This is a genomic window from Amycolatopsis sp. La24 (genome assembly GCF_029087445.1).
Classification (GTDB): Bacteria; Actinomycetota; Actinomycetes; order Mycobacteriales; family Pseudonocardiaceae; genus Amycolatopsis; species Amycolatopsis nivea.
In genome coordinates this window covers 13,096-33,153 of the sequence record NZ_JARACH010000054.1, presented here as the reverse complement: position 1 = coordinate 33,153, position 20,058 = coordinate 13,096, and the positions used below count along the sequence as shown (strand labels likewise).

The window sequence follows — 20,058 nt, the reverse complement described above, 5'->3', positions numbered from 1 at the left end:
CCGATGGCAGGTGACGGTTCCGGCGGCTACGAGGTCCATCCGGACGATCTCGCCAAGCACGCGCAAGCGGTGGAGCAGGTCGGCAAAACGCTGGGGCAGGCGTTGGCCGCGGCGGAGCAGGTGACGGTGGGGGTGCAGGCGTACGGCCTGATCACCGGGCCGTTGTTCGTGCCGATCGTGCTCGCGGTGAGCGCGCCAGGGCTGGCGACGCTGGCGTTGGCGCAGCAGGCGATGGGCCAGGTGGCGCAAACGGTGAACCAGGCCGTGACGACGTATCAGACCGCTGAGCAGAACCACACGCAGACCATCAACGGCCTCGGGAAGAAGCTCTCGTGAGCAACCCGTTGGTGGCGCAGCGGCAGGACTCGACCACCTGGCACAGCGGGATCAACGTCCTCGACGACGCCGCGGGCGTGTACGACGGGGTGCAGTCCGGTTCGTGGATCGAAGGCGGGATCGCCGCCCTCGGCACCGGCCTGGACATGCTGACCATGGCGATGAACCCGGTCGGCACGCTGATCTCCTACGGGCTGAACTGGCTGATCGAGCACGTCAAACCGTTGCAGGACGCGCTGAACCAGCTGGCCGGCGACGGCGACCAGATCTCGGCGTACTCGCAGACCTGGAAGAACGTCGGCCAGGCCACGCAGCAGGCGGCGAAGGATCTCGCGGCGACCGTGCAGAAGGACACCGCGAACTGGAAGGGCGCGGCGGCCGACGCGTACCGGGCCAATATCGGCAAGAAGATCGACCACATCAACGCTGCCGCGACGTGCGCGAACACGATCAGCACGGTGGTCGAGGTCGTCGGCGTGATCACCGCCGCGGTGCGCTGCCTGGTCCGCGACATGATCACCCAGGCGGTCGGCGACTTCATCCAGGACGCGCTGGAGGAGGTGTGCTCGCTCGGGCTCGGCACGCCGGTCGTGGTGGCGCAGGTCGTCGAGCAGGTGTCGGCGTGGCTGGAGAAGATCGGCGCGCTGATCAAGAAGCTGATCAACTCGGTCGAGAAGCTTCGGCCGCTGATGTCGAAGCTCGAAGAGATCTTCGCGTCGATCAAGAAGGTGCTGGCCGAACTCCACGGCGGACGGGGCGAAGCCGGCGACGCGACTCATGTGTCGTCGGCCGAGGATCCGCACACCTCCCCGCACGGCAAGGAACCCGGCGGCGACGGAACGCAGGCCGCGCACGCCGACGATCCCGCTGCCGCGCCGGACGGGCACACCTCGCCGAGCGAGGCGCGCACCGGGAATCCGGACGGCGAAGGCTCCGTGCACGAGAACGGCGAGCCGCGCAAGGACGGCCGCTCCAACGACGGGAAATGCGAGGGCGGCGACCCGATCGACCTGGCCACCGGCGACATGCTGATGGTGCAGACCGACGTCGAACTGCCCGGCGCGCTGCCGCTCGTGGTGACCAGGGCGCACCTGTCCTCCTACCGCGCCGGCCGGTTTTTCGGCCCGTCCTGGGCCTCGACGCTGGACGAGCGGCTCGAGTCGGACGGCACGCGGATCTGGTACGCCGCCCCGGACGGCGTGCTGCTGGCGTACCCGGTCCCGCCCGAGGACGGTTCGCCGGTGCTGCCGGAGGAAGGCGCGCGGTGGCCGCTGGCGCGCACGCCGGACGGCGGCTACGCGATCGACTGCCGGGAACTCCGCCGTACGCTGAGTTTCTCGCCCTCGCACCAAGCCGGCGCGATCACCGTGCTGCCGCTCGCGTCGATCGCCGACCGCAACGGCGACCGGATCGACGTCGACCGCGACGAAAACGGCGTCCCGACTCTGCTCCGGCATTCGGGCGGGTACCGGATCGCGGTGGACAGCGGCAACGGGCTGGTGACCGGGCTTCGCCTGCTCGGCCCGGACGCCGGGGCCGGGATCGACCTGGTGCGCTACCGCTACGACGACGCGGGCCGGCTGGCCGAGATCCTCAACTCCTCGGGTCTGCCGGTCCGGTTCGAGTACGACAGCCACGGGCGCGTGGTCAAGTGGACCGACCGCAACGACCGGTGGTACGCCTACGTTTTCGACGAACTCGGCCGCTGCGTCCGCACCGACGGCACCGGCGGCGCGCTGGCCTGTTCCATTGGCTACGACTCGGCGGCCCGGACGACGACCTACACCGATTCGCTGGGGCAGGTCACCACCTACCACTTCAACGACGCGTGGCAGCTCGTCCGCGCGGTCGATCCCTTGGGACACACGGTCGTCACCGAACGGGACCGGTACGACCGGCTGCTGTCGCGCACCGATCCGCTCGGGCAGACGACGCGGTTCCGCTATGACGAGGACGGCAGGCTGATCGCCGTCACCGACCCGGACGGCCGGACCACGACCGCCGAGTACGACAGCGACGGCCAGCCGGTCGTGCTGACCGGGCCGGACGGGACGGTGTGGCGCAACGAGTACGACGAACGCGGCAATCTCGCCGCCGTCACCGATCCCGCGGGAGCGGTCACCCGGTACCACCTCGACAGCCGCGGGCATCCGGCCGGGCTGACCGACGCGCTCGGCCAGACTCGCCGCGTCGAATCCGACGCGGCTGGCCTTCCGGTCGCCGTCACAGATTTTCTCGGCGCGACCACCCGCTACACCCGGGACGTCTTCGGCCGGATCAGCACGGTCACCGACCCGCTCGGCGGGATCACCCGGTTCTCCTGGACGGTCGAAGGCAAGCTGCTGTCGTGCACGCAGCCGGACGGGACCACCGAACACTGGCGGTACGACGGCGAGGGCAACGAGATCGCTTACGTCGACGCGCTCGGCCAGACCATCCGCACCGAATACACCTTTTTCGATTCGCCGTCCGCGAAGATCGACGTCGACGGATCCCGGCTGGAATTCGCGTACGACACCGAACTGCGCCTCCTGTCGGTTACCGGCGCCCGCGGCCGGGTGTGGCGGTACGACTACGACGCGGCGGGCAACCTGGTTTCGGAAACCGACTTCGGCGGGCGGACGTCGTCCTATGCCTACGACCCGGCCCGCCAGCTGATCGCGCGGACGAACGGAGCGGGCGAAGTCATGACGTTCCGCCACGACGCGCGGGGGAACGTCATCGAGAAGAGCGTCGGCGGCGGGGTCACGACGTACGAGTTCGACGCCGCCGATCACCTGGTCCGGGCGGCCGGGCCGGACGCCGAGCTGGTCCTCGAGCGGGACGCGCTCGGCCGGGTGCTCAGGGAAAGCTGCAACGGCCGGGCCGTCGAATCGGTGTACGACCTGCTCGGCAGGCGGATCCTGCGTGTGACCCCGGCCGGGGTGCGGACCGGCTGCGAGTACAACGGGAACGACCAGCCGGTGGTGGTACGCACCGACGGCCACACGGTCCGGCTCAGCTACGACGCGGCCGGTCGCGAGGTCCGCCGTCAGCTCGGTGGCGGCGCGATGGTGAACCAGAGCTGGGACGCGAACCATCGGCTCGTCGGGCAGCAGGTCACCGACGCCTCCGCCCGGTCGCGTCAGCGGCGCGCCTACCACTACCGCGCGGACAGCGTCGTCACCAGTATTCAGGACCAGCTCGCCGGTGCCCGGCAGTACGACCTGGACCGCTGGGGACGCGTCACCGCGGTGCGCGGGGCCGGATGGACGGAACGCTACGCCTACAACGAATTCGGCGATGTCAGCAGCGCCGAATGGCCGGATCAGGACCCTGCCCCGCAGGGCGGTCGCGAATACGCGGGCGTCGTCCTTCGCCGCAGCGGCGCCGTGCATTACCGGCACGACGCGCAGGGCCGGATCGTCGAACGTTCCAGCCGCACGCTGTCCGGGCAGCGGCGGGTCTGGAGCTACACCTGGGATTCCGACGACCGGCTGACCGGCGTGACGACCCCGGACGGGACCAGGTGGCGCTACCGGCACGATCCGCTCGGGCGGCGGATCGCCAAGGAACGGCTCGGCCCGGACGGCGTGAGCGTGGCCGAAGAAACCGTTTTCGCCTGGGACGGCGTGCATCTCGTCGAACAGAGCACTCGTGCCGTCGACCGTCCGGACGTGACGACCACGACCTGGGACCGCGACGGGGTGCGTCCGGTGAGCCAGGTCGAACGCCGGACGGCGGCGGACGCTCCGCAACATGTGGTGGACGAACGGTTTTTCGCGATCGTCACCGACGTGCTCGGCACTCCCACCGAACTGGTGGACGAGAGCGGCGCCGTCGCGTGGCACGCGCGGCGCACCGTGTGGGGCGTCACCAGCCGGGCCCCGGACTCGACCGCCGACACGCCGCTGCGGTTCCCCGGGCAGTACTTCGATCCCGAAACCGGCTGGCACTACAACTACTTCCGGCATTACGACCCGGCCACCGCGGAGTACGCCAGCGCCGACCCGCTCGGCCTCGCCGGCGGTCCGAACCAGCGTTCGTACGCGATCAACCCGATGGCGTGGCTGGACTATCTCGGATTGCTGACGTGCAAGCAGAACGCCGCGATCCTGCGCAACAACATGGCGGCCGAGGGGCGCGCTCCCGCGCCGGGGGAGGCGGCGGCGCACATCGTCCCGTCGGGCGGGACCAAGAACCAGTGGGCGTGGGGCGCGAAGAGCCGGGATCTGCTGGACGCGCACAAGGTCGACATCAACGACCCGGCGAACGGCATTCCGCTGGGGCATCCGACGCCGCACAACTACACCCACCGCGGCGGGTTCCACGAGAAGGTCTACAACCGGCTGCAGGGCGTCGTCGCACAGGGCCAGGCGCGCGGTCTCAGCCAGACCGCGATCGGCGGGCTGCTGCGGAACGAGTTGCGCGGCATCGGGAAATCGGTGCTGGGCGAGCTTTCCAGCGGCGCGCCGGGGCCTGGGGCATACTGGACCGCGTGATGGCCGACATCCCACGTGGCCGGGCGGTGTGCCGCCTGCTGCCGAGCGTGAGCGAAGCCCGCGGGGAGTATCGCGCGCTGACCATTGGGGGCGAGCTGACGAAGGTCGTCCGCTGGATGCTGTCGGACTCCCCGGACGACTATCCGCGCGGGATCGTCGCGGAGTGGGTCGGCGACCCGGGCTGGCGGCCGGTCGAGTTCTCGCCGGGCGCGGACGAGGCTCCGATCGTCGGCCGCCGCGTCGCCGACGAGTTCCGCGCCGATTTCGAGGCTTCCGGAAGCTTGCTGCCGCTCATTGTCGACGGCAAGGAAAGCGACGAGTGGTTTCTCTTTCTCGTCGAGCAGGTCGTCGACTGCCTGGATCTCAGCGAGTCGTCCGAGCCGGAATGGGACGGGGTGATCCGGAAATCGGTGTTCCGCCCCGACGCGGTGCCCTCCGGCCTCCCGGTTTTCCGGGTTCCGCAGTCGACCAAGCTCTACTGGAACGAATGGGCGGCCGACCGCCTGCGGACCCTGGCGGCTCCCGACGTGGAAAGCCGCCTCATCTGGTCGGCGGACCCCACCAGAACCCCGCACCCCGACCCCTGGAGCTTCTGACCGGGCAGAAACACCCGGCTCAACCGAAGCCGGAACGGAAACGTCCGCCCACCCCATGCTGGCAATGCCAGGGGCTTACGCCACGCCGATTCCGCCCGGCGACCGTCCGCACGAGACGTCAGCGGTGCCGAAATGCCCGTTTGATGGCCAGCTAACTGATGCTTGAGGTCCGTGAGGGCCACCCTGAGGGAATCAGATTCCCTCAGGGTGGCCCTCACGGTCGTCAAGATACGGCTAGGCGGGGATGAATCGGGCGTTTCGGTGGCGTCTCTTGTGGACGGTCGGCGTGACTGAGGCCACGCGGCTTATTATAAGTCCCGGGCATTGGCAGCAGTGGTCCGTGAAGGAGCCCTTCACGGACCACTGGCCCCGCATCTCGCCTCTGCTGCATCGCCGACCTGGGCAGGCAGACGTCGAAACGCACCTGCCCGCCTCTTGAGGTCCTGGCATTGCCTCATACTGGGGTTCAGGGTCGCCGCTCGCACTGCGCAACCTGAGTTTCGGTTTTGCCGCGGCGGGCCGGGAAACCGTCCGGACGGCCCCGTCCGGATCGCTGACCAGGTCGCCGAACAGAGTGCCCGGCCAAAGGATGTACGAAGTGACGACGCTGCGAGCCGACCTGACCGCCTTGTTCGCGGCCGCCGAGCTGACCGACGTCGATGTCGACGCCGCGATCGCGGACGAGCACGTCCGTTCCGCCGCCTACCGCCGCGTCATCGCGGCGGACAGCATCGACCCTCGAGAGCTGGCAGCAGTGCTGGCACGGGACCCGGAACCGCTGACAGCCAAGACCGCAGTGGTGAACCTTCTCGACCACATCGCAGAAAAAACCGCCGACCCGACCAAATTCCAGCAGCAGTCCGCGGACATCATCACTGAAGCAGACCGCCTGGCACCGCCAAACGACCGCGAGTTCGTCCGCCAACGAGTACGAGACTGGCAACTATGGCTGGACATCGAAAACGGCCAGCCCCCGGACGCCGCCGCCCTGTCCGCCGCGAGCGACTGGATGCAGCGACGCCTAGCCGATTTCTCCGCGTCCCCTCAGACCCTCGCCCTGCTAGCCGAACACGCCCGCACGAAGAAAACCCGCCACACCGCCGCAACCAAAACAAACCCCCGCGACCCCTGACCCACACCGGCACCGGCACCGACGAGACCGACGGAACCACGCGCTTTGGGGGTCCGGGGGGCGAAGCCCCTCCGGGCGGGGCCTGGGGGTTGCACCCCCAGAAAACACCTCGAGGCGAGGAAGGCCCGCGCGTTGTGCGGGCATACCTCGCCTCGAGATCCGAGCGTGGGCGATACTGGGATCGAACCAGTGACCTCTTCGGTGTGAACGAAGCGCTCTCCCCCTGAGCTAATCGCCCGTTGTGCAACGCACCAGCCTGGGGTGGACTGGAGTGCGCGATACTGGGATTGAACCAGTGACCTCTTCCGTGTCAGGGAAGCGCTCTCCCGCTGAGCTAATCGCGCTTGCTGCTGTGCAACGTGTCGTAAACATTAGCGGATGCCTCGGCGACGTCGCACGGGGGGCCTGGTTTCGAGGACTTCGCTGGTCACTGTCCTGCGTGGACAGTCATGCGCACGCCTTCGGCCAGGCGGTAGGGGCGGGTGTCGACGATGGCGCCGAGCAGGCGGCGCAGGCGCGACACCTCGGCGCGGACGGTGACCAGGTGTTCGGCGTCTCCGTAGAGGGCGTGGCTGAGCGCGACCGCCGACAGGCCGTCGCGGCCGGCCTTTTCCAGGCGCACCAGGATTTCCGCGTGGCGTTTGGTGATCGGGCGGCGCCAGCCGGTGTCGCCTGCTTGGAGGCTCAGCAGGGGTGCGGGCGTGAGGTCGAGGTCGAGCCGGACGGTGCGGGCGGTGTCGGCGGGGCGGACGAGCCAGCCGTCGGCGACGGGTTCGGGGAGGCAGGCTCCCAGGCCGGGGACGGCGACGACCTGGCCCGCTTGGGGCGCGGCGATGCGTTCGCCCGCGGAGACGCCGACGCTGTGCGCGACCCAGCCGTCCTCGTCGACGACCAGGGCGGGGCCGGAGGAGAGGACAGGTTCAGCCATTTGGCGCAGTCGTTCGAGGCGCTGGCGGTGGGTGCGCCACAGTTGCGATTCGGCCAGCCGCTTGCCGGTTTCGACGAGGGCGCCGATCGCGGGGTGGAGGGTGAGCGCGGGGCCGCTGACGTCGATGACGCCGAGCAGTTCGCCGGTGCGCGGGTCGTGGATGGGCGAGGCGGTGCAGTACCACGGGTGCTGGTTCTGCTCGAAGTGTTCGCCGGCGAGCAGTTCGATCGGGGCGGCTTCGGCCAGGGCGGTGCCGATCGCGTTCGTGCCGACGCGGGATTCGGTCCATTCGGAGCCTTCGGTGAAGCCCAGCGTGTCCGCCTTGCGCCGGATGGCGGACGAGCCTTCGCGCCACAGGATGATGCCGTCGGCGTCGGTGACCACCAGCAGCATGTGCGCGGAATCGGAGGTCGCGCCGACGACCTGGCGGAGGTCTTCGATGACGTGCCGCAGCGGGGAGCCGTGCCTGCGGCGTTCGACCTCGTCGCCGGGCACCGAATCGCGGGCGTTCATCCCGTCGGCGGTGAGGCCGAGGCTCAGCACGCGGGACCAGGAACGCGAGACCAGCGGACGCGGCGGAACCGCGGGACGGCTGCCGCCGATGACCGCCTCGTGCATGCGGACCAGGTCGCGGGCGTGGGTGGGCAGGTTGCGGCCCGGAGGCACCGCACTGTGCACCACCACAGTCACCTCCCGCACCGTCGCGCTAGCCGCCCAGCATAGGTGACCTGCGCCGATGTTTCCACGTACCGGGCGCGTGCAACACGCTGCAACCCTTGCCGCACCCTTCGCCGGAGGAGTGTGATCGGCGCTACACCCACGACAGCGACGTCCGAGGAGTAGCGATGACACAGACAGTCGACCGGATCGCGGAGGCGAGCACGCCGCAGGCCCGGGTCGAGGACTGGCTGGCCCGGTTCGAGGCCGCGCTGGCCGCTCGCGACATCGAGGCTGCCTCGGCGTTGTTCGCCGTCGATTCCTATTGGCGCGACTTGGTTTCGTTCACCTGGAACCTCAAGACCGTCGAGGGCCGCGACGGGATCGCCGGCCTCCTCGGCGGCTGTCTGGAGACGACCGATCCGAGCGGCTTCCGCACGAGCGAACCGGCCACCGAGGCCGGCGGGGTCACCGAGGCGTGGATCGAGTTCGAGACCGCCGCCGGACGCGCGAAAGGGCATCTGCGGCTGAAGGAAGAAGGCGCGTGGACGCTGCTCACCAGCCTGCGCGAGCTGAAGGGCTTCGAGGAGTCGCAGCGGGAGCGGCGGCCCAAGGGCGTCGAGCACGGCGTGGTCCGCGGCCGCCGGTCGTGGGCGGAGAAGCGGGCCGAGGAGCAGGAGACGCTCGGCTACGGCCAGCAGCCCTACGTCGTGGTGATCGGCGGCGGGCAGGGCGGGATCGCGCTCGGCGCCCGGCTGCGCCAGCTCGGCGTGCCGTCGCTCGTGGTGGAGCGCAACGACCGGCCCGGCGATTCGTGGCGCAAGCGGTACAAGAACCTCTGCCTGCACGACCCGGTCTGGTACGACCACCTGCCCTACCTGCCGTTCCCGGAGAACTGGCCGGTGTTCGCGCCGAAGGACAAGATCGCCGACTGGCTCGAGATGTACACGAAGCTGATGGAGGTGCCGTACTGGACGCGTTCGGCGGTCACCTCCGCGGTGTGGGACGACGACGCGAAGCAGTGGCACGTCACGGTGGACCGCGACGGCGAGCAGGTGGTCCTCACGCCGCGGCACGTCGTGTTCGCGACCGGGATGTCCGGCAAGCCGAACCTGCCGTCGTTCCCCGGCATGGACGAGTTCGAGGGCGACCAGCACCACTCGTCGCAGCACCCCGGACCGGACGCGTACGCGGGCAAGAAGGCGGTCGTCGTCGGCTCGAACAACTCGGCGCACGACATCTGCGCGGCGCTGTGGGAGCACGGCGCGGACGTGACGATGGTGCAGCGTTCGTCCACGCACATCGTGAAGTCGGATTCGCTGATGGACCTCGGCCTCGGCGACCTGTACTCGGAGCGCGCGCTCGCCGCGGGCGTCACCACCGAGAAGGCCGACCTGATCTTCGCGTCGATCCCGTACCGGATCATGCCGGAGTTCCAGATCCCGGTGTACCAGGCGATCCACGAACGCGACAAGGACTTCTACGCCCGGCTCGAGGCGGCGGGCTTCAAGCACGACTGGGGCGACGACGGCTCCGGCCTGTTCATGAAGTACCTGCGCCGCGGTTCCGGCTACTACATCGACGTGGGCGCGTCGGAACTCGTCGCCAACGGCAGCATCAAACTCGCGCACGGCCAGGTCGACCACCTGACCGCGAACTCGGTGGTGCTTTCGGACGGCACGGAGCTGGAAGCCGACGTGGTCGTCTACGCGACCGGCTACGGCTCGATGAACGGCTGGGTCGCCGACCTGGTCGGCCAGGAGACCGCGGACAAGGTCGGCAAATGCTGGGGCCTGGGCTCGGAAACGACGAAGGACCCGGGCCCGTGGGAGGGCGAGCAGCGCAACATGTGGAAGCCCACCCAGCAGGAGGGATTGTGGTTCCACGGCGGGAATCTGCACCAGTCGCGGCATTACTCGCTGTATCTGGCGCTGCAGTTGAAGGCGCGCTTCGAAGGGCTTGAGACGCCGGTGTACGGGCTGCAGGACGTGCATCACCTGTCTTGAGCCCGGGAGAAAACCCGGTGGCTGCCTCGGCGGTCACCGGGTTTTTTCGTGCAGGCCAGCCAAAAGCACGCGCATTCCGTCGGTGAACTCGGTTTCCGGATCGCTTCGCGCGGCGGCTTCGGCGATCTCCCGGAGCCCGGCGAACTCGTCGTGATCCAGTTCCGCGATCCGGTCGGCGGTCTCGGCGGAGTCCGCGTCGCGTGACAGGGGACCGGCCAGTTCGGCCTGGGCGAAGCCGGCCACGAAGGCGGACACCGTGCGGAACGCGACCAGCAGCTCGGCTCCGGATCGTCCGCTGCGGGCCAGCGCCCGGACCAGGGCCTCGGCGGGCCGCAGGGTCGGCAGGTCGAAGCTGCGGCGGGTCAGGATCAGCGGGATGGCGTGCGGATGCGCCCGCACCGCCCGCCACATTCCCTCGGCGACGGCGTGGACGTCGGCGCGCCAGTCGCCGGAGGGATCCGGCCAGGTCGCCGACGCCATCACCGCTTCCGTGACGAGGTGTTCCAGCCCGTCCCGGCCGTCGACGTAGTTGTAGATCGTCATCGGCCCGGTGCCGAGTTCGGTTGCGAGGCTGCGCATGGTCAGGCCGTCCAGCCCGGCGGCGTCGACCAGTGCGAGCGCGGCGGCCTGCAGCCGTTCGCGCGTGAACTTCCGCGGTGCGGGCATGCTTCTCCTTGATTAAGTACAAGGTACGTGTTTAAGCTAGGTTCACGTACAACGTACTTGATGGAGGGATCGTGCGCACTGCTTTCCGTTCCGGCCGCGACCAGTGCGCGGCCTGGCTGACCCTCCCGGACCGGGCGGGGCCGCATCCGGCGGTCGTGCTCGTGCACGGCGGCGGCGCGACGCACGAGATGATGCTCGGCCAGTACGAAACCTGGTTCTCCGCGGCGGGTTTCGCCGTGCTGGCGTTCGATTTCCGGCACCTCGGCGAGTCCGGCGGCGAGCCCCGGCAGCTGGTCAGCCAGCGCCGGTACGCCGAGGACGTCGACGCGGCGCTGGCGTTCGCCCGCTCCCGGCCGGAGATCGACGCGAGCCGGATCGCGTTGTGGGGCACGTCGTTCGGGTCCAGTCACGTGCTCGCCGCGGCGGCGCGGCATCCGTCGCTGGCCGCGGCGGTCGTGCAGTGTCCGGTGTTCAGCGGCCGGGCTGTCGTCGCGCGAGCGGGGCTGCGGCACCTCGCGCGGTTCACCGGGCCGATCGTGTCGGACCTCGTGCGGTCCGCGTTGCGGCTGCCGCGCCGGTACGTTCCGCTGGTCGGCCGCCCGGGTGAGCTGGCGTTCGTGAATCAGCCCGGCGCGTTGGCGGGCTGGGAATCGGTGACGCCCGAAGGCTATGAGTTCGACAACCGGATCACCGCCGCGTCCGGGCTGGACATGGTGTTCTACAACGCCGCCGCGCAGGCCTCGCGGGTGCGGTGCCCGCTGCTGATCTGTGCTTGCGACCGCGAGAACCTCATCGATCCGTCGATCGCCGCCGCGGTGGCCGAGGACGCGCCGCGCGCCGTGCTGAAGCACTACGATGCGGATCACTTCACCGTCTACCATCCGCCTGTGGTCGAAAAGGTCGTCGCGGATCAGCTCGACTTCCTCGCCGTCCACCTGACCCAGTGAGGACGAGCGATGACGCGTATCCACGACCTGCTCCGCACCGCCCCGGCGGACGCTGTCGGCTGGACGGCGGGGTCCCGGGACCTCCGGTTCGGCGAGATGGACGCCTGGTCGGACCGGATCGCGGCCGATTTCCTGCGGCGGGGCGTGCGGCGCGGCGACCGGATCGCGGTCAACGGGCGCACCACGCCGGAATGGCTGGCGGTCTACTTCGCCGCCGCGAAGATCGGCGCCGTGGTCGTCGGATTGAGCCCCCGGTACCGGGAAACCGAATTCGCGCACATCCTGAACGATTCCGGCGCGCGTCTCGTGGTGACCGAACCTTCGGCGGGCGACGTCGATTTCCTTGCCCTGCTGGGGAAACTCGCGCTGCCGGGCGTTTCCGCGGCGACTTTCGCCGAAGTGGGCACGGCGGAGCCGGACGCCGAGGCGCTGGCTGCTGCTTCGGCGGCAGTCGAGAAGGACGATCCGGTGATGATCATCTACACCTCCGGCACCACCGGTCGTCCCAAAGGCGCGACGCTGACGCATCGCGGCCAGCTGGCGTCCGCCGCCGCGGAAGCCGATCACCTGCAGTTGAGCGCCGACGACGTGTTGCCGGTAGCGGTTCCGCTGAACCACGTCAGCGGTATCACTTGCTGCATCCTGTCCGCGTTGGTCGCGCGCAGTCGGACGGTGCTGTTGCCGTCCTTCGACGCCGGTGCCGCCGCTGATCTGTTCCGGACGGCTGGCCTCACGATGTGGGTCGGCGTGCCGACGATGCACACGCTGCTGCTGAACCACGAGCGTTTCGCCGGTGTCGACACTTCGGCGATCCGCGTGGTCGTCACCGGTGGTGCGAACGCGGAACCTGCTTTGCTGCAACGCCTTACGGCTGCGTTCCCGAAGGCGACCGTGATGAATCTGTACGGGCTGAGCGAGGTGTCCGGTGCGGTGGTGATGACGCCGTGGAATGCCAGCACGGAAGCGACTGAACGCTCGATCGGCGTCCCTTTCCCCGGCGTGGAAGCGAAAATCGCGTCCCCGTCCGGAGAAGCGCTGCCGATCGGCGAAACCGGCGAATTGCTGTTCCGGACCCCGTCGATGATGGCTGGCTACCACAATCTGCCGGAGGAAACCGCCGCGGCGATCGACGCGGACGGCTGGCTGCACACCGGCGACATGGCCCGCGCGGACGAGGACGGTTACCTGACGCTGCACGGCCGTGCCAAGGACATGTTCGTCCAAGGCGGATTCAACATTTACCCGGTCGAGGTGGAGAACGTCCTCGCCGCGCATCCGGGGGTGCTGCTGGCGGCCGGGGTCGGCGTGCCCGATCCGGTGCTGGGGGAGATCGGCCGGTATTACGTTGTCCCGGCAAAGGATTCGGCTGTCACCGAGGCGGAGCTGAAGGAGTACTGCGCGGCGCAGGTGGCGGATTACAAGGTCCCGCGCCAGATCGTGCTCCGCGACAGCCTGCCGCTGACACCGTCCGGGAAGGTGCAGAAAGCGGCGCTGCGCGCGGAAAACGGCTAGTGGTCAGGCATTAGCTTCGACCGCTTCTTGGATCACCCGCGCGGCGTCGGCGAACGCGTCCGGATTCGGCCCGGCGTAGTTGAGCCGGATGAACCGTCCGGTCGGCTCGGCGGGGAACCATTCGTCGCCAGGGCCGATCACCACGCCGGCGGACTCGCAATCGCGGACCACACGCGGCAGGTCGACCGTGCCGGGCAGCCGCGCCCAGAGGTTCAACCCGCCCTGCGGCACGGATTCCACTTGCACCGCGGGCGCGTGCTCGCGGAGACCGGCGAGCAGGAGGTCGCGGCGGGTCTTGAGCTGGTGCCGGACCCGGCGCAGGTGGGTGCGCCAGGCGGGCTGGGTCACGACGTCGAGCGCGACGGTCTGCAGCACCGTGCTGACGTACATCGATTCCGCCAGCGTGTCGACGAGAATCCGGTCGCGCGCCGGGCCGCGGGCGATCAGCGCGGCGACGCGGATCGCGGGGGAGACGCTCTTGGTGAGCGAGCGAAGGTAGACCACGTGGCCGTCGTCGTCGCGGCCCGCGAGCGGCTGCGGTTCCGCGGTGATGCCGAAATCGTGCGCCGAATCGTCCTCGATCAGGAAAGCACCGTGCCGGCGGACGGTGTTGAGGACGCGGTCGGCGAGATCGGGCTGCCACAGCGCGCCGGTCGGGCTGGCGAAGCTGGGCTGCGCGTAGAAGGCCCGCGCGCCGGTTTGCTCGAACGTCCGGTCCAGCGCGTCGGAATCCGGTCCGTTCGGGCCGCTCGGCACCGGAACCACCGCGACGCCCGCTTTCGTCGCCGCGAGGATCGCGCCCCAGTACGTCGGGGATTCCAGCAGCAGCGGCTGCCCCGGCCCGACCAGTGCGCGGAAGGCCGTGACCAGTCCGCTCTGGCTGCCCGGGGTGATCACGACGTCTCGCGGGTTCACCGGCGCGATCCCGGCCGGGGTCGCCGTGCGCAGTTCCGCGGCGAACCAGGCCTGCAGTTCGGGAACGCCCGCGGTCGGCGGCCGTCCGACCAGCGCCGCCGTCCGAGCGGCCCGGGAGAACGCGCTCCGGACGAGCCGCTCCGGCAGCAGCTCCGGGTCGGGGTAGCCGGAATGAAGCGCTACTGTGCCCGTGGAGACCGATTGCAGCGATGCGGGCTGTTTGAGCGGCCCGTGCCCCGGGGCGCCGAGCGCCGCGGTCTGCCAGCCGTAGTCGCCGGACCCGGTGGCGGGCGCGGCGCGGACGAACGTGCCAACTCCCGGCAAACTCTCCACCAGTCCTTGGGAAGACAGGCTGCGCAGTGCTTTCTGGACCGTCACCGGACTGGCCGAATACCGCGCGACCAGCTCCCGCGACGACGGCAGCTTCGCGCCCGCCGGGGCGGTGGCGATCCACTCGCGCAGTGTCGAAGCGATCCGGGAGCTGCTATCGTCGGACATGAAACTGAAGGATAGCGCTACTCTCCCGGCGGCACCGGCGCTACCCCGGGCCGGTCTCTGGTGGGGTCTGCTCGGCGTCGTGGCGTTCTCGTTCACCGTGCCGTTCACCCGGGTCGCGGTGGAAAACGGCGGCCTGTCGGCGATGTTCATCGGCTCGGGGCGGGCAGTGGTCGCCGCGGTGCTCGCGAGCGTCGCGCTGATCGCCACCAAACAACGCCTCCCGCGCGGCACGCAATGGTTCCGCCTCGCCGTCGTCGCGGGCGGAGTGGTGATCGGCTTCCCGATGCTGACCTCGTACGCCCTCACCACAGCCTCCGCCAGCCACGGCGCCGTCGTCATCGCGCTGCTCCCCGCCGCGACGGCGGTAGCAGCGGTGCTCCGCACGCGCGAACGCCCGCCCGCCACTTTCTGGGCCCTGGCCGCCGTCGGCGCCGTCGCGGCGATCGGCTTCGCCGTCCTGCAAGGCGGTGGCCTCAGCGGACTCCAATGGTCGGACGCGCTTTTCTTCGGCGCGGTACTGGCCGCCGCGGTGGGTTACGCAGAAGGCGGATTGCTCGCGCGGGAATTGGGCGCCTGGCAAACGGTTTCGTGGGCACTGGTGGTCGCCTCGCCGTTGATGGTCGCGTTGACCGTCGTGTCGGTGGCGAACCACCCTCCACATGCGACAGTGGGCGAGTGGGCCGCTTTCGCCTATCTGGCGGTGGTGAGCATGTATCTGGGCTTCTTCGCGTGGTACCGGGGGCTGGGCCTCGGGCCGATGACCCGGGTCAGCCAGGTGCAGCTGGTGCAGCCGGTGCTGAATCTGGCGTGGGCAGCGGTCTTCCTGGGCGAGGAACTGACCTGGCAGACCATGCTGGGCGGACTGGCGGTGATCGTCTGCGCGGGGAGCGCGGTGCGGGTGCGGACTGCTCGGGGTTAGGCCCAGTAGTCACGGTCAGGAGGCCGAATCCAGCCGTCGGGCGGGCCCGGTGCGGCGGTCAGCTCTCGGCTTTCGTCGGCGGTCGCCATGTTCTTCATTTAACAACAACGGTTGCAAAACGCTAACCGTTGTTGTTAAGTTGGCGGCATGAAAGCAGTGCGCTTCGCCGCCTATGGCGGCCCCGAAGTCCTTGAACTGGACGAAGTCCCCGAACCGCACGCCGGACCCGGCCAGATCCGCGTCGCCGTGCGGGCGGCCGGCGTGAACCCGCACGATTGGCGCACTCGCGAGGGCCAGTTCCAGCGGATCCGCCCGATCGAACTGCCCTCCGGCGTCGGCCAGGACGCCTCCGGCGTGGTCGACGAGATCGGCGAAGGCGTCACCGGCATCGCGGTCGGGGACCCGGTGCTGGGCCGAGGCTCGAATACCTACGCCGAGTTCGCCGTGCTGCATTCCTGGGCACCGTTGCCGTCCGGGCTGACCTTCGCCGAAGCGGCCGGATACCCGTCAGTGGTCGAGACGGCGCTCCGCGTCCTCCGGCTGGTGGGTGTCCAAACTGGACAGACGCTGCTGGTGAGCGGTGCCGCGGGCGGAGTCGGATCGGCGGTGCTGCAGGTTGCCCGGGACCGGGGAATCAAGGTGATCGGCACGGCCAGCGCCGCGAATCAGGATTACGTGCGCAGCCTGGACGCCATCGCGACCACCTACGGCGAGGGCTGGGTCGACCGGGTGCGCCAGCTCGGCCAGGTCGACGCCGCCCTCGACCTCAACGGCACCGGGGTGATCCGCGGCCTGCTCGACCTGACTGGGGACCCGGACAAGGTGATCACGATCGCCGACCTGGAAGCGCCGATGCTGGGTATCCGGTTCGCCGGGACAGGGGGGAACATGAAGGAAGCCCTCGCGGAGACCGTCGACCTGATCGAGCGCGGCAAACTCCACATCCCGGTCGACAAGTCCTACCCGCTGGCCGAAGCTTCGGCGGCGCATGCGGACAGCCAGGCGGGACACACCCGCGGGCGGCGGGTTTTGCTGGTCTGACTATCGCTCAACCGGCGATTCGCTGCACTTCACCCGCGATCACCCGGGCGAACCGTTCGTGCGAGGGCACGCTGAAGTGCGTCCCGTCGGCTCCCGTCTCCGCCACGGTCGCCGCGTCGACAAACGTCGCACTGCGCGCCGCCGCGAGTTCCGCGAGCGGTCCGGTCAGCTGTACAGCTTTCGCGGCCGATGTCGCGTCGTAGAAGGCTCCGTTGACGTCCGCGAAGTCCGGCGCGGTCACGTCGATGTGCGGCGGCGACACCAGCACGACCTCCGGCGCGCGTCCGGCATCCGTCCTCCCGTGCGCGGCCACGTCGTCCAGCAGCCCGGCGATCGCGGCGACCACTTCCGCCGCCGTTCGCCCGAACTGGATCTTCAAGTCGTTGGTGCCGAGCATCAGCACGACGACGTCGATCGGGTTGTGGCTCAGCAACGCGGGCAGGAGGTAGGTGCGCCCGTTGCGGCCCGGCCGGTTCATCGATTCCGGGTAGTCGAGGTCGGTGGTCCGGCCGCCGAGGCCCTCCTCGAGCACGTGGTATCCGCCGCCGAGGAGGGCCGCCAGCTGGCCGGTCCACCGGATGTCCGCGGGCCACCGTCCCTTGTCCGTTTCCTCGGAACGCTGGCCGTAGGTGTTGGAATCGCCGTAGCAGAGCACGCTGATCATGCAGCTGCGCAACGCTATCGCCGGGCTGTTATTCCCGGGCGTGGCGCACCGAGCACCTGCTCCAGATCAGCCGCGACGCGAAGCAGGAGATCGTCGCGGTGGTGCGGAGCGACGAGTTGGACCGCGCACGGCAGGCCGTCCGGGCTGAGACCGGTGGGGACGCTGATCGCGGGATTGCCAGTGTCGTTGAACGGCGCGGTGAAGGCGATCGGGATCGTCCGCCGCTGGACGTCAGGGCCTTCCGCGGGCCAGGCGGTGGTCGGGGTGGTCGGGGTGAGGAGCAGGTCGCAGCGGTCGAAAAGTCCGGCGGCCCAGCGGTCGAGCTGCCCGCGGTATTCCCAGTAGCGCGAGAGTTCTGCTGTGGTGACGGAACTTCCGTGGTCAAGGAGGTCCGCGAACCAGGGCTCGAACCGGTCGCGGTGCGCGGCGAACTCCTCGGCGACCGCGGCGAACCGCTGGTAGGCAAGGACTTTCTGGCGCAGCTGGACGGCGGCCGGGAAGTCTTCAGCGTGTGGATGGACGATTTCGTCCTCCACGACGTCGTGGCCGAGTTCTCGCAGAACCTCGATCGTGCGGTCGACCGCGTGCAGCACCGCCGGTTCGGGCTCGGCGACGCCGAGGGTTCGGTGGACGACGATCCGCAACGCAGGCGGCCGCTGCGCAAGTCCGTCCACATAGGACTTCGCCGGACGCGGAAGGGAGTACGGATCTGCCGGGTCGAACCCCGCGGCGAGATCCAGGTGCAGCGCGGCGTCGCGCACCGTGCGGGTCATCGGCGTGAGACAGCTGTGCTGCGTCCAGGACGGAATCTCGGCCGGGCCGTGGGGAATGCGGCCGCGGGTCGGCTTGAATCCGACGATGCCGCAGAGCGCGGCGGGGATCCGGGTGGAACCGCCGCCGTCGCCTGCCGTGGCGAGGGAAACCAGCCCGGCGGCGACGGCCGCGGCGGCCCCGCCGCTCGAACCGCCTGGCGACTTGTCGAGATTCCACGGGTTTCGGGTGATGCCAAAGGCTTCGTTGTGGGTCGCGATCGCGGCTCCCATCGGGGGAGCGTTAGTCTTGCCGATCACGATGGCCCCCGCCGCGCGCAGCCGGGCGACGTGGACGCTGTCGGAGGCGGCGGGCGGAGCGTCGCGGAAAGCTTTGGTCCCTCGGGTGGTGGGGAAACCCTCGGCGTCTTCGAGGTCTTTGACCGCGATCGGAAGTCCGGCGAGCGGCCCGGGCTCGGCTCCGTGCGCGAGCCGGTCGGTCAGCGCCGTCGCCTCGTCGAGCGCGCGTTGGGGGTCGAGCGACACGACCGCGTTGAGGTCACCGTTGATCGACGCCACGCGGTCCAATGTGTGGCGCATGAGTTCGAGCGGCGAGAGTTCGCGAGCGCGGATCATTGCGGCGAGTTCGGTCGCGGTGGCGAAGGACAGGTCGGTCACGCGTGCTCCTGAGCCGGGCTGGTCGCTGGGCGGATGTTGGACGCTGGGGAAAGGCCGATGCGCGCGGCGTCGCGTTGCGGTCGGATGGCGAAAGCGGCGTAAGCGCCAGTCAGCACCATGATGGCGGCTCCGACGGCGAAAGCGGCCGGATAGCCGTAGTGGTCGATGAGGCTGCCGGTGACCGCGGGCGCGATGATCCCGGGAAGCGTGCTGATCGCGACAGCCAGCCCGAAAACCGTGCCCCGCTGCCGGACGGGCACGAGTTCGCCTGCCGTCAGGTACCCAAGAGGATAGGCGAGGCTGCCCGCCGCGAACGCGATCATGATCAGCACGACGCGCAGGCCGTCCGACGTCGTGAGGGGGAACAACGCCATACAGACGCCGGCGAGCGCGACCGCGATCCCTTGCGTGGCACCGCGGGCCCACCGGCTCGAGACCCCGCGCCGGACGAGCCGGCCGGTCGCCGGGACGACGGTGAGGATGAGCACGATGCTCAGCGCGGCGTGCAGGCTGATCACCGTCGCCGAGGTCTTCGGGCCGAATCCGGCTTCGGTTTGCAGGTACGCGGGCAGCCAGGACGAGCCGAGCGCCAGCGACCAGTAAGCGCCGAAAGCACTGGCGAACCCGCCGAAAACCGTGCCGTTGAGCAGTAATTTGCGGTACGGGACACGTGCTGGTTCGGTGTTCGTGGCAGCCGCCGTCGGTGCGGCGTACGGCCCGTCGTGCCCGATCGGCAGCCACACGAGCGCCCAAAGTCCGGCGACCACCGCGAGAACGACGAACGCGGCCCGCCATCCGTAATCGGTGATGATCCAGGTGAGCAGCGGCGCGGCGACGAAGATGCCGGCCGAGCCGCCGGTGAGCTGCAGCGCGGTGGGCAAACTGCGGCGCTCGTCGGGAAACCATTTGTACAGCGCGTGCATGCTCATTCCGGACGCCGGGCCTTCGGCGGCGCCGAGCAGGACGCGGCTGGCGAACAGCGTCGGCACCGCGGCGAACGCGAGCACCGGCACCTGCGCGACGGCCCAGCACACCGCCAGCGCGAACAGGATCCAGCGGCTGGCGACCTTCGCGGAAAGCAGTCCGGCGGCGAGACTGGTGATGCTGAACAGCAGGTAGAAACTGCTCGCCAGCAGGCCGTAGGTGCTGTTGGACAGGTGCAGTTCGCGCATGATCGGCACCGCGGCGAGCCCGAGCACTGCCTTGTCCGCGAAGTTGATGACCATGAAGACCGCGATGAGCGCGGTGACCGCCCAGGCCCGGCGGCGGATCGACCAGGGCGCGTCCGGGGACGGCGGCGCTGCGAAAGGCATGATCGGCTCCTTTGCCGGAA

Annotated in this window: 15 protein-coding genes and 2 tRNA genes; 9 read left to right on the top strand and 8 right to left on the bottom strand. The window is 69.6% G+C overall.

The window, feature by feature from the left end; all coding sequences use genetic code 11:
- Positions 1 to 3 precede the first annotated feature (3 nt).
- From PUT80_RS35230 to PUT80_RS35215, 4 genes are all read left to right on the top strand, one after another.
- On the top strand, positions 4 to 336 hold the full coding sequence (locus PUT80_RS35230; protein WP_134729508.1) for a hypothetical protein: 333 nt from the start codon (positions 4 to 6) through the stop codon (positions 334 to 336).
- On the top strand, positions 333 to 4,817 hold the full coding sequence (locus tag PUT80_RS35225; RefSeq protein WP_275294737.1) for a DUF6531 domain-containing protein: 4,485 nt from the start codon (positions 333 to 335) through the stop codon (positions 4,815 to 4,817). Before PUT80_RS35230 ends, PUT80_RS35225 begins: the two co-directional genes overlap by 4 nt.
- Complete coding sequence (locus PUT80_RS35220) at positions 4,814 to 5,413, top strand: hypothetical protein (protein ID WP_275294736.1); 600 nt, start codon at positions 4,814 to 4,816, stop codon at positions 5,411 to 5,413. Before PUT80_RS35225 ends, PUT80_RS35220 begins: the two co-directional genes overlap by 4 nt.
- A 589-nt stretch (positions 5,414 to 6,002) precedes the next feature.
- Positions 6,003 to 6,545: a hypothetical protein gene (locus PUT80_RS35215; RefSeq protein ID WP_275294735.1), complete on the top strand. Its 543-nt coding sequence runs from the start codon at positions 6,003 to 6,005 to the stop codon at positions 6,543 to 6,545.
- 166 nt (positions 6,546 to 6,711) lie between these two features.
- On the opposite strand, the gene PUT80_RS35210 is transcribed toward PUT80_RS35215, so the two are convergent.
- From PUT80_RS35210 to PUT80_RS35200, 3 genes are all read right to left on the bottom strand, one after another.
- Positions 6,712 to 6,783: transfer RNA gene (locus PUT80_RS35210), tRNA-Val, on the bottom strand.
- A 34-nt stretch (positions 6,784 to 6,817) separates the two neighbouring features.
- Positions 6,818 to 6,889, bottom strand: a tRNA-Val gene (locus tag PUT80_RS35205).
- 83 nt (positions 6,890 to 6,972) lie between these two features.
- Entirely contained in the window at positions 6,973 to 8,157 is a 1,185-nt protein-coding gene (locus PUT80_RS35200; protein ID WP_037814121.1) for a GAF domain-containing protein, read from the bottom strand.
- 161 nt (positions 8,158 to 8,318) lie between these two features.
- On the opposite strand from PUT80_RS35200, the gene PUT80_RS35195 reads away from it, so the two are divergent.
- Positions 8,319 to 10,136 (top strand): NAD(P)/FAD-dependent oxidoreductase, encoded by a 1,818-nt coding sequence (locus PUT80_RS35195; protein ID WP_238604992.1) that lies wholly within the window; start codon positions 8,319 to 8,321, stop codon positions 10,134 to 10,136.
- 33 nt (positions 10,137 to 10,169) lie between these two features.
- Here the strand turns inward: PUT80_RS35195 and PUT80_RS35190 are convergent, their stop codons facing one another.
- Positions 10,170 to 10,802 carry a TetR/AcrR family transcriptional regulator C-terminal domain-containing protein gene (locus PUT80_RS35190; protein ID WP_275294734.1) on the bottom strand — a complete coding sequence of 211 codons (633 nt, stop codon included), beginning with the start codon at positions 10,800 to 10,802 and terminating at the stop codon, positions 10,170 to 10,172.
- A gap of 71 nt (positions 10,803 to 10,873) precedes the next feature.
- Here PUT80_RS35190 and PUT80_RS35185 point away from each other — a divergent pair, with 71 nt between their 5' ends.
- A complete protein-coding gene (locus PUT80_RS35185) occupies positions 10,874 to 11,749 on the top strand; it encodes an alpha/beta fold hydrolase (protein WP_275294733.1) in 876 nt (291 codons plus the stop codon).
- Between the two features lie 9 nt (positions 11,750 to 11,758).
- A complete protein-coding gene (locus tag PUT80_RS35180) occupies positions 11,759 to 13,261 on the top strand; it encodes an AMP-binding protein (protein WP_275294732.1) in 1,503 nt (500 codons plus the stop codon).
- Positions 13,262 to 13,264: 3 nt separating this feature from the next.
- On the opposite strand, the gene PUT80_RS35175 is transcribed toward PUT80_RS35180, so the two are convergent.
- Positions 13,265 to 14,674, bottom strand: coding sequence for a PLP-dependent aminotransferase family protein (locus tag PUT80_RS35175; RefSeq protein WP_275294731.1), 1,410 nt, complete (start codon positions 14,672 to 14,674; stop codon positions 13,265 to 13,267).
- Between PUT80_RS35175 and PUT80_RS35170 the strand changes: the two genes are divergently transcribed.
- Together PUT80_RS35170 and PUT80_RS35165 are read left to right on the top strand one after the other, a co-directional pair.
- Entirely contained in the window at positions 14,673 to 15,593 is a 921-nt protein-coding gene (locus PUT80_RS35170) for a DMT family transporter (protein ID WP_275294730.1), read from the top strand. The two genes, PUT80_RS35175 and PUT80_RS35170, sit on opposite strands and share 2 nt — an antisense overlap.
- Before the next feature lie 147 nt (positions 15,594 to 15,740).
- A complete protein-coding gene (locus PUT80_RS35165; protein ID WP_275294729.1) occupies positions 15,741 to 16,634 on the top strand; it encodes an NADP-dependent oxidoreductase in 894 nt (297 codons plus the stop codon).
- 7 nt (positions 16,635 to 16,641) lie between these two features.
- On the opposite strand, the gene PUT80_RS35160 is transcribed toward PUT80_RS35165, so the two are convergent.
- From PUT80_RS35160 to PUT80_RS35150, 3 genes are read right to left on the bottom strand one after another with little or no spacing between them, the layout of a single operon-like run.
- Positions 16,642 to 17,298, bottom strand: coding sequence for a GDSL-type esterase/lipase family protein (locus PUT80_RS35160; RefSeq protein WP_275294728.1), 657 nt, complete (start codon positions 17,296 to 17,298; stop codon positions 16,642 to 16,644).
- A 14-nt stretch (positions 17,299 to 17,312) separates the two neighbouring features.
- Complete coding sequence (locus PUT80_RS35155) at positions 17,313 to 18,725, bottom strand: amidase (protein WP_275294727.1); 1,413 nt, start codon at positions 18,723 to 18,725, stop codon at positions 17,313 to 17,315.
- Positions 18,722 to 20,038, bottom strand: coding sequence for an MFS transporter (locus tag PUT80_RS35150; RefSeq protein WP_275294726.1), 1,317 nt, complete (start codon positions 20,036 to 20,038; stop codon positions 18,722 to 18,724). The genes PUT80_RS35155 and PUT80_RS35150 overlap by 4 nt, the downstream gene beginning before the upstream one ends.
- Positions 20,039 to 20,058 lie beyond the last annotated feature (20 nt).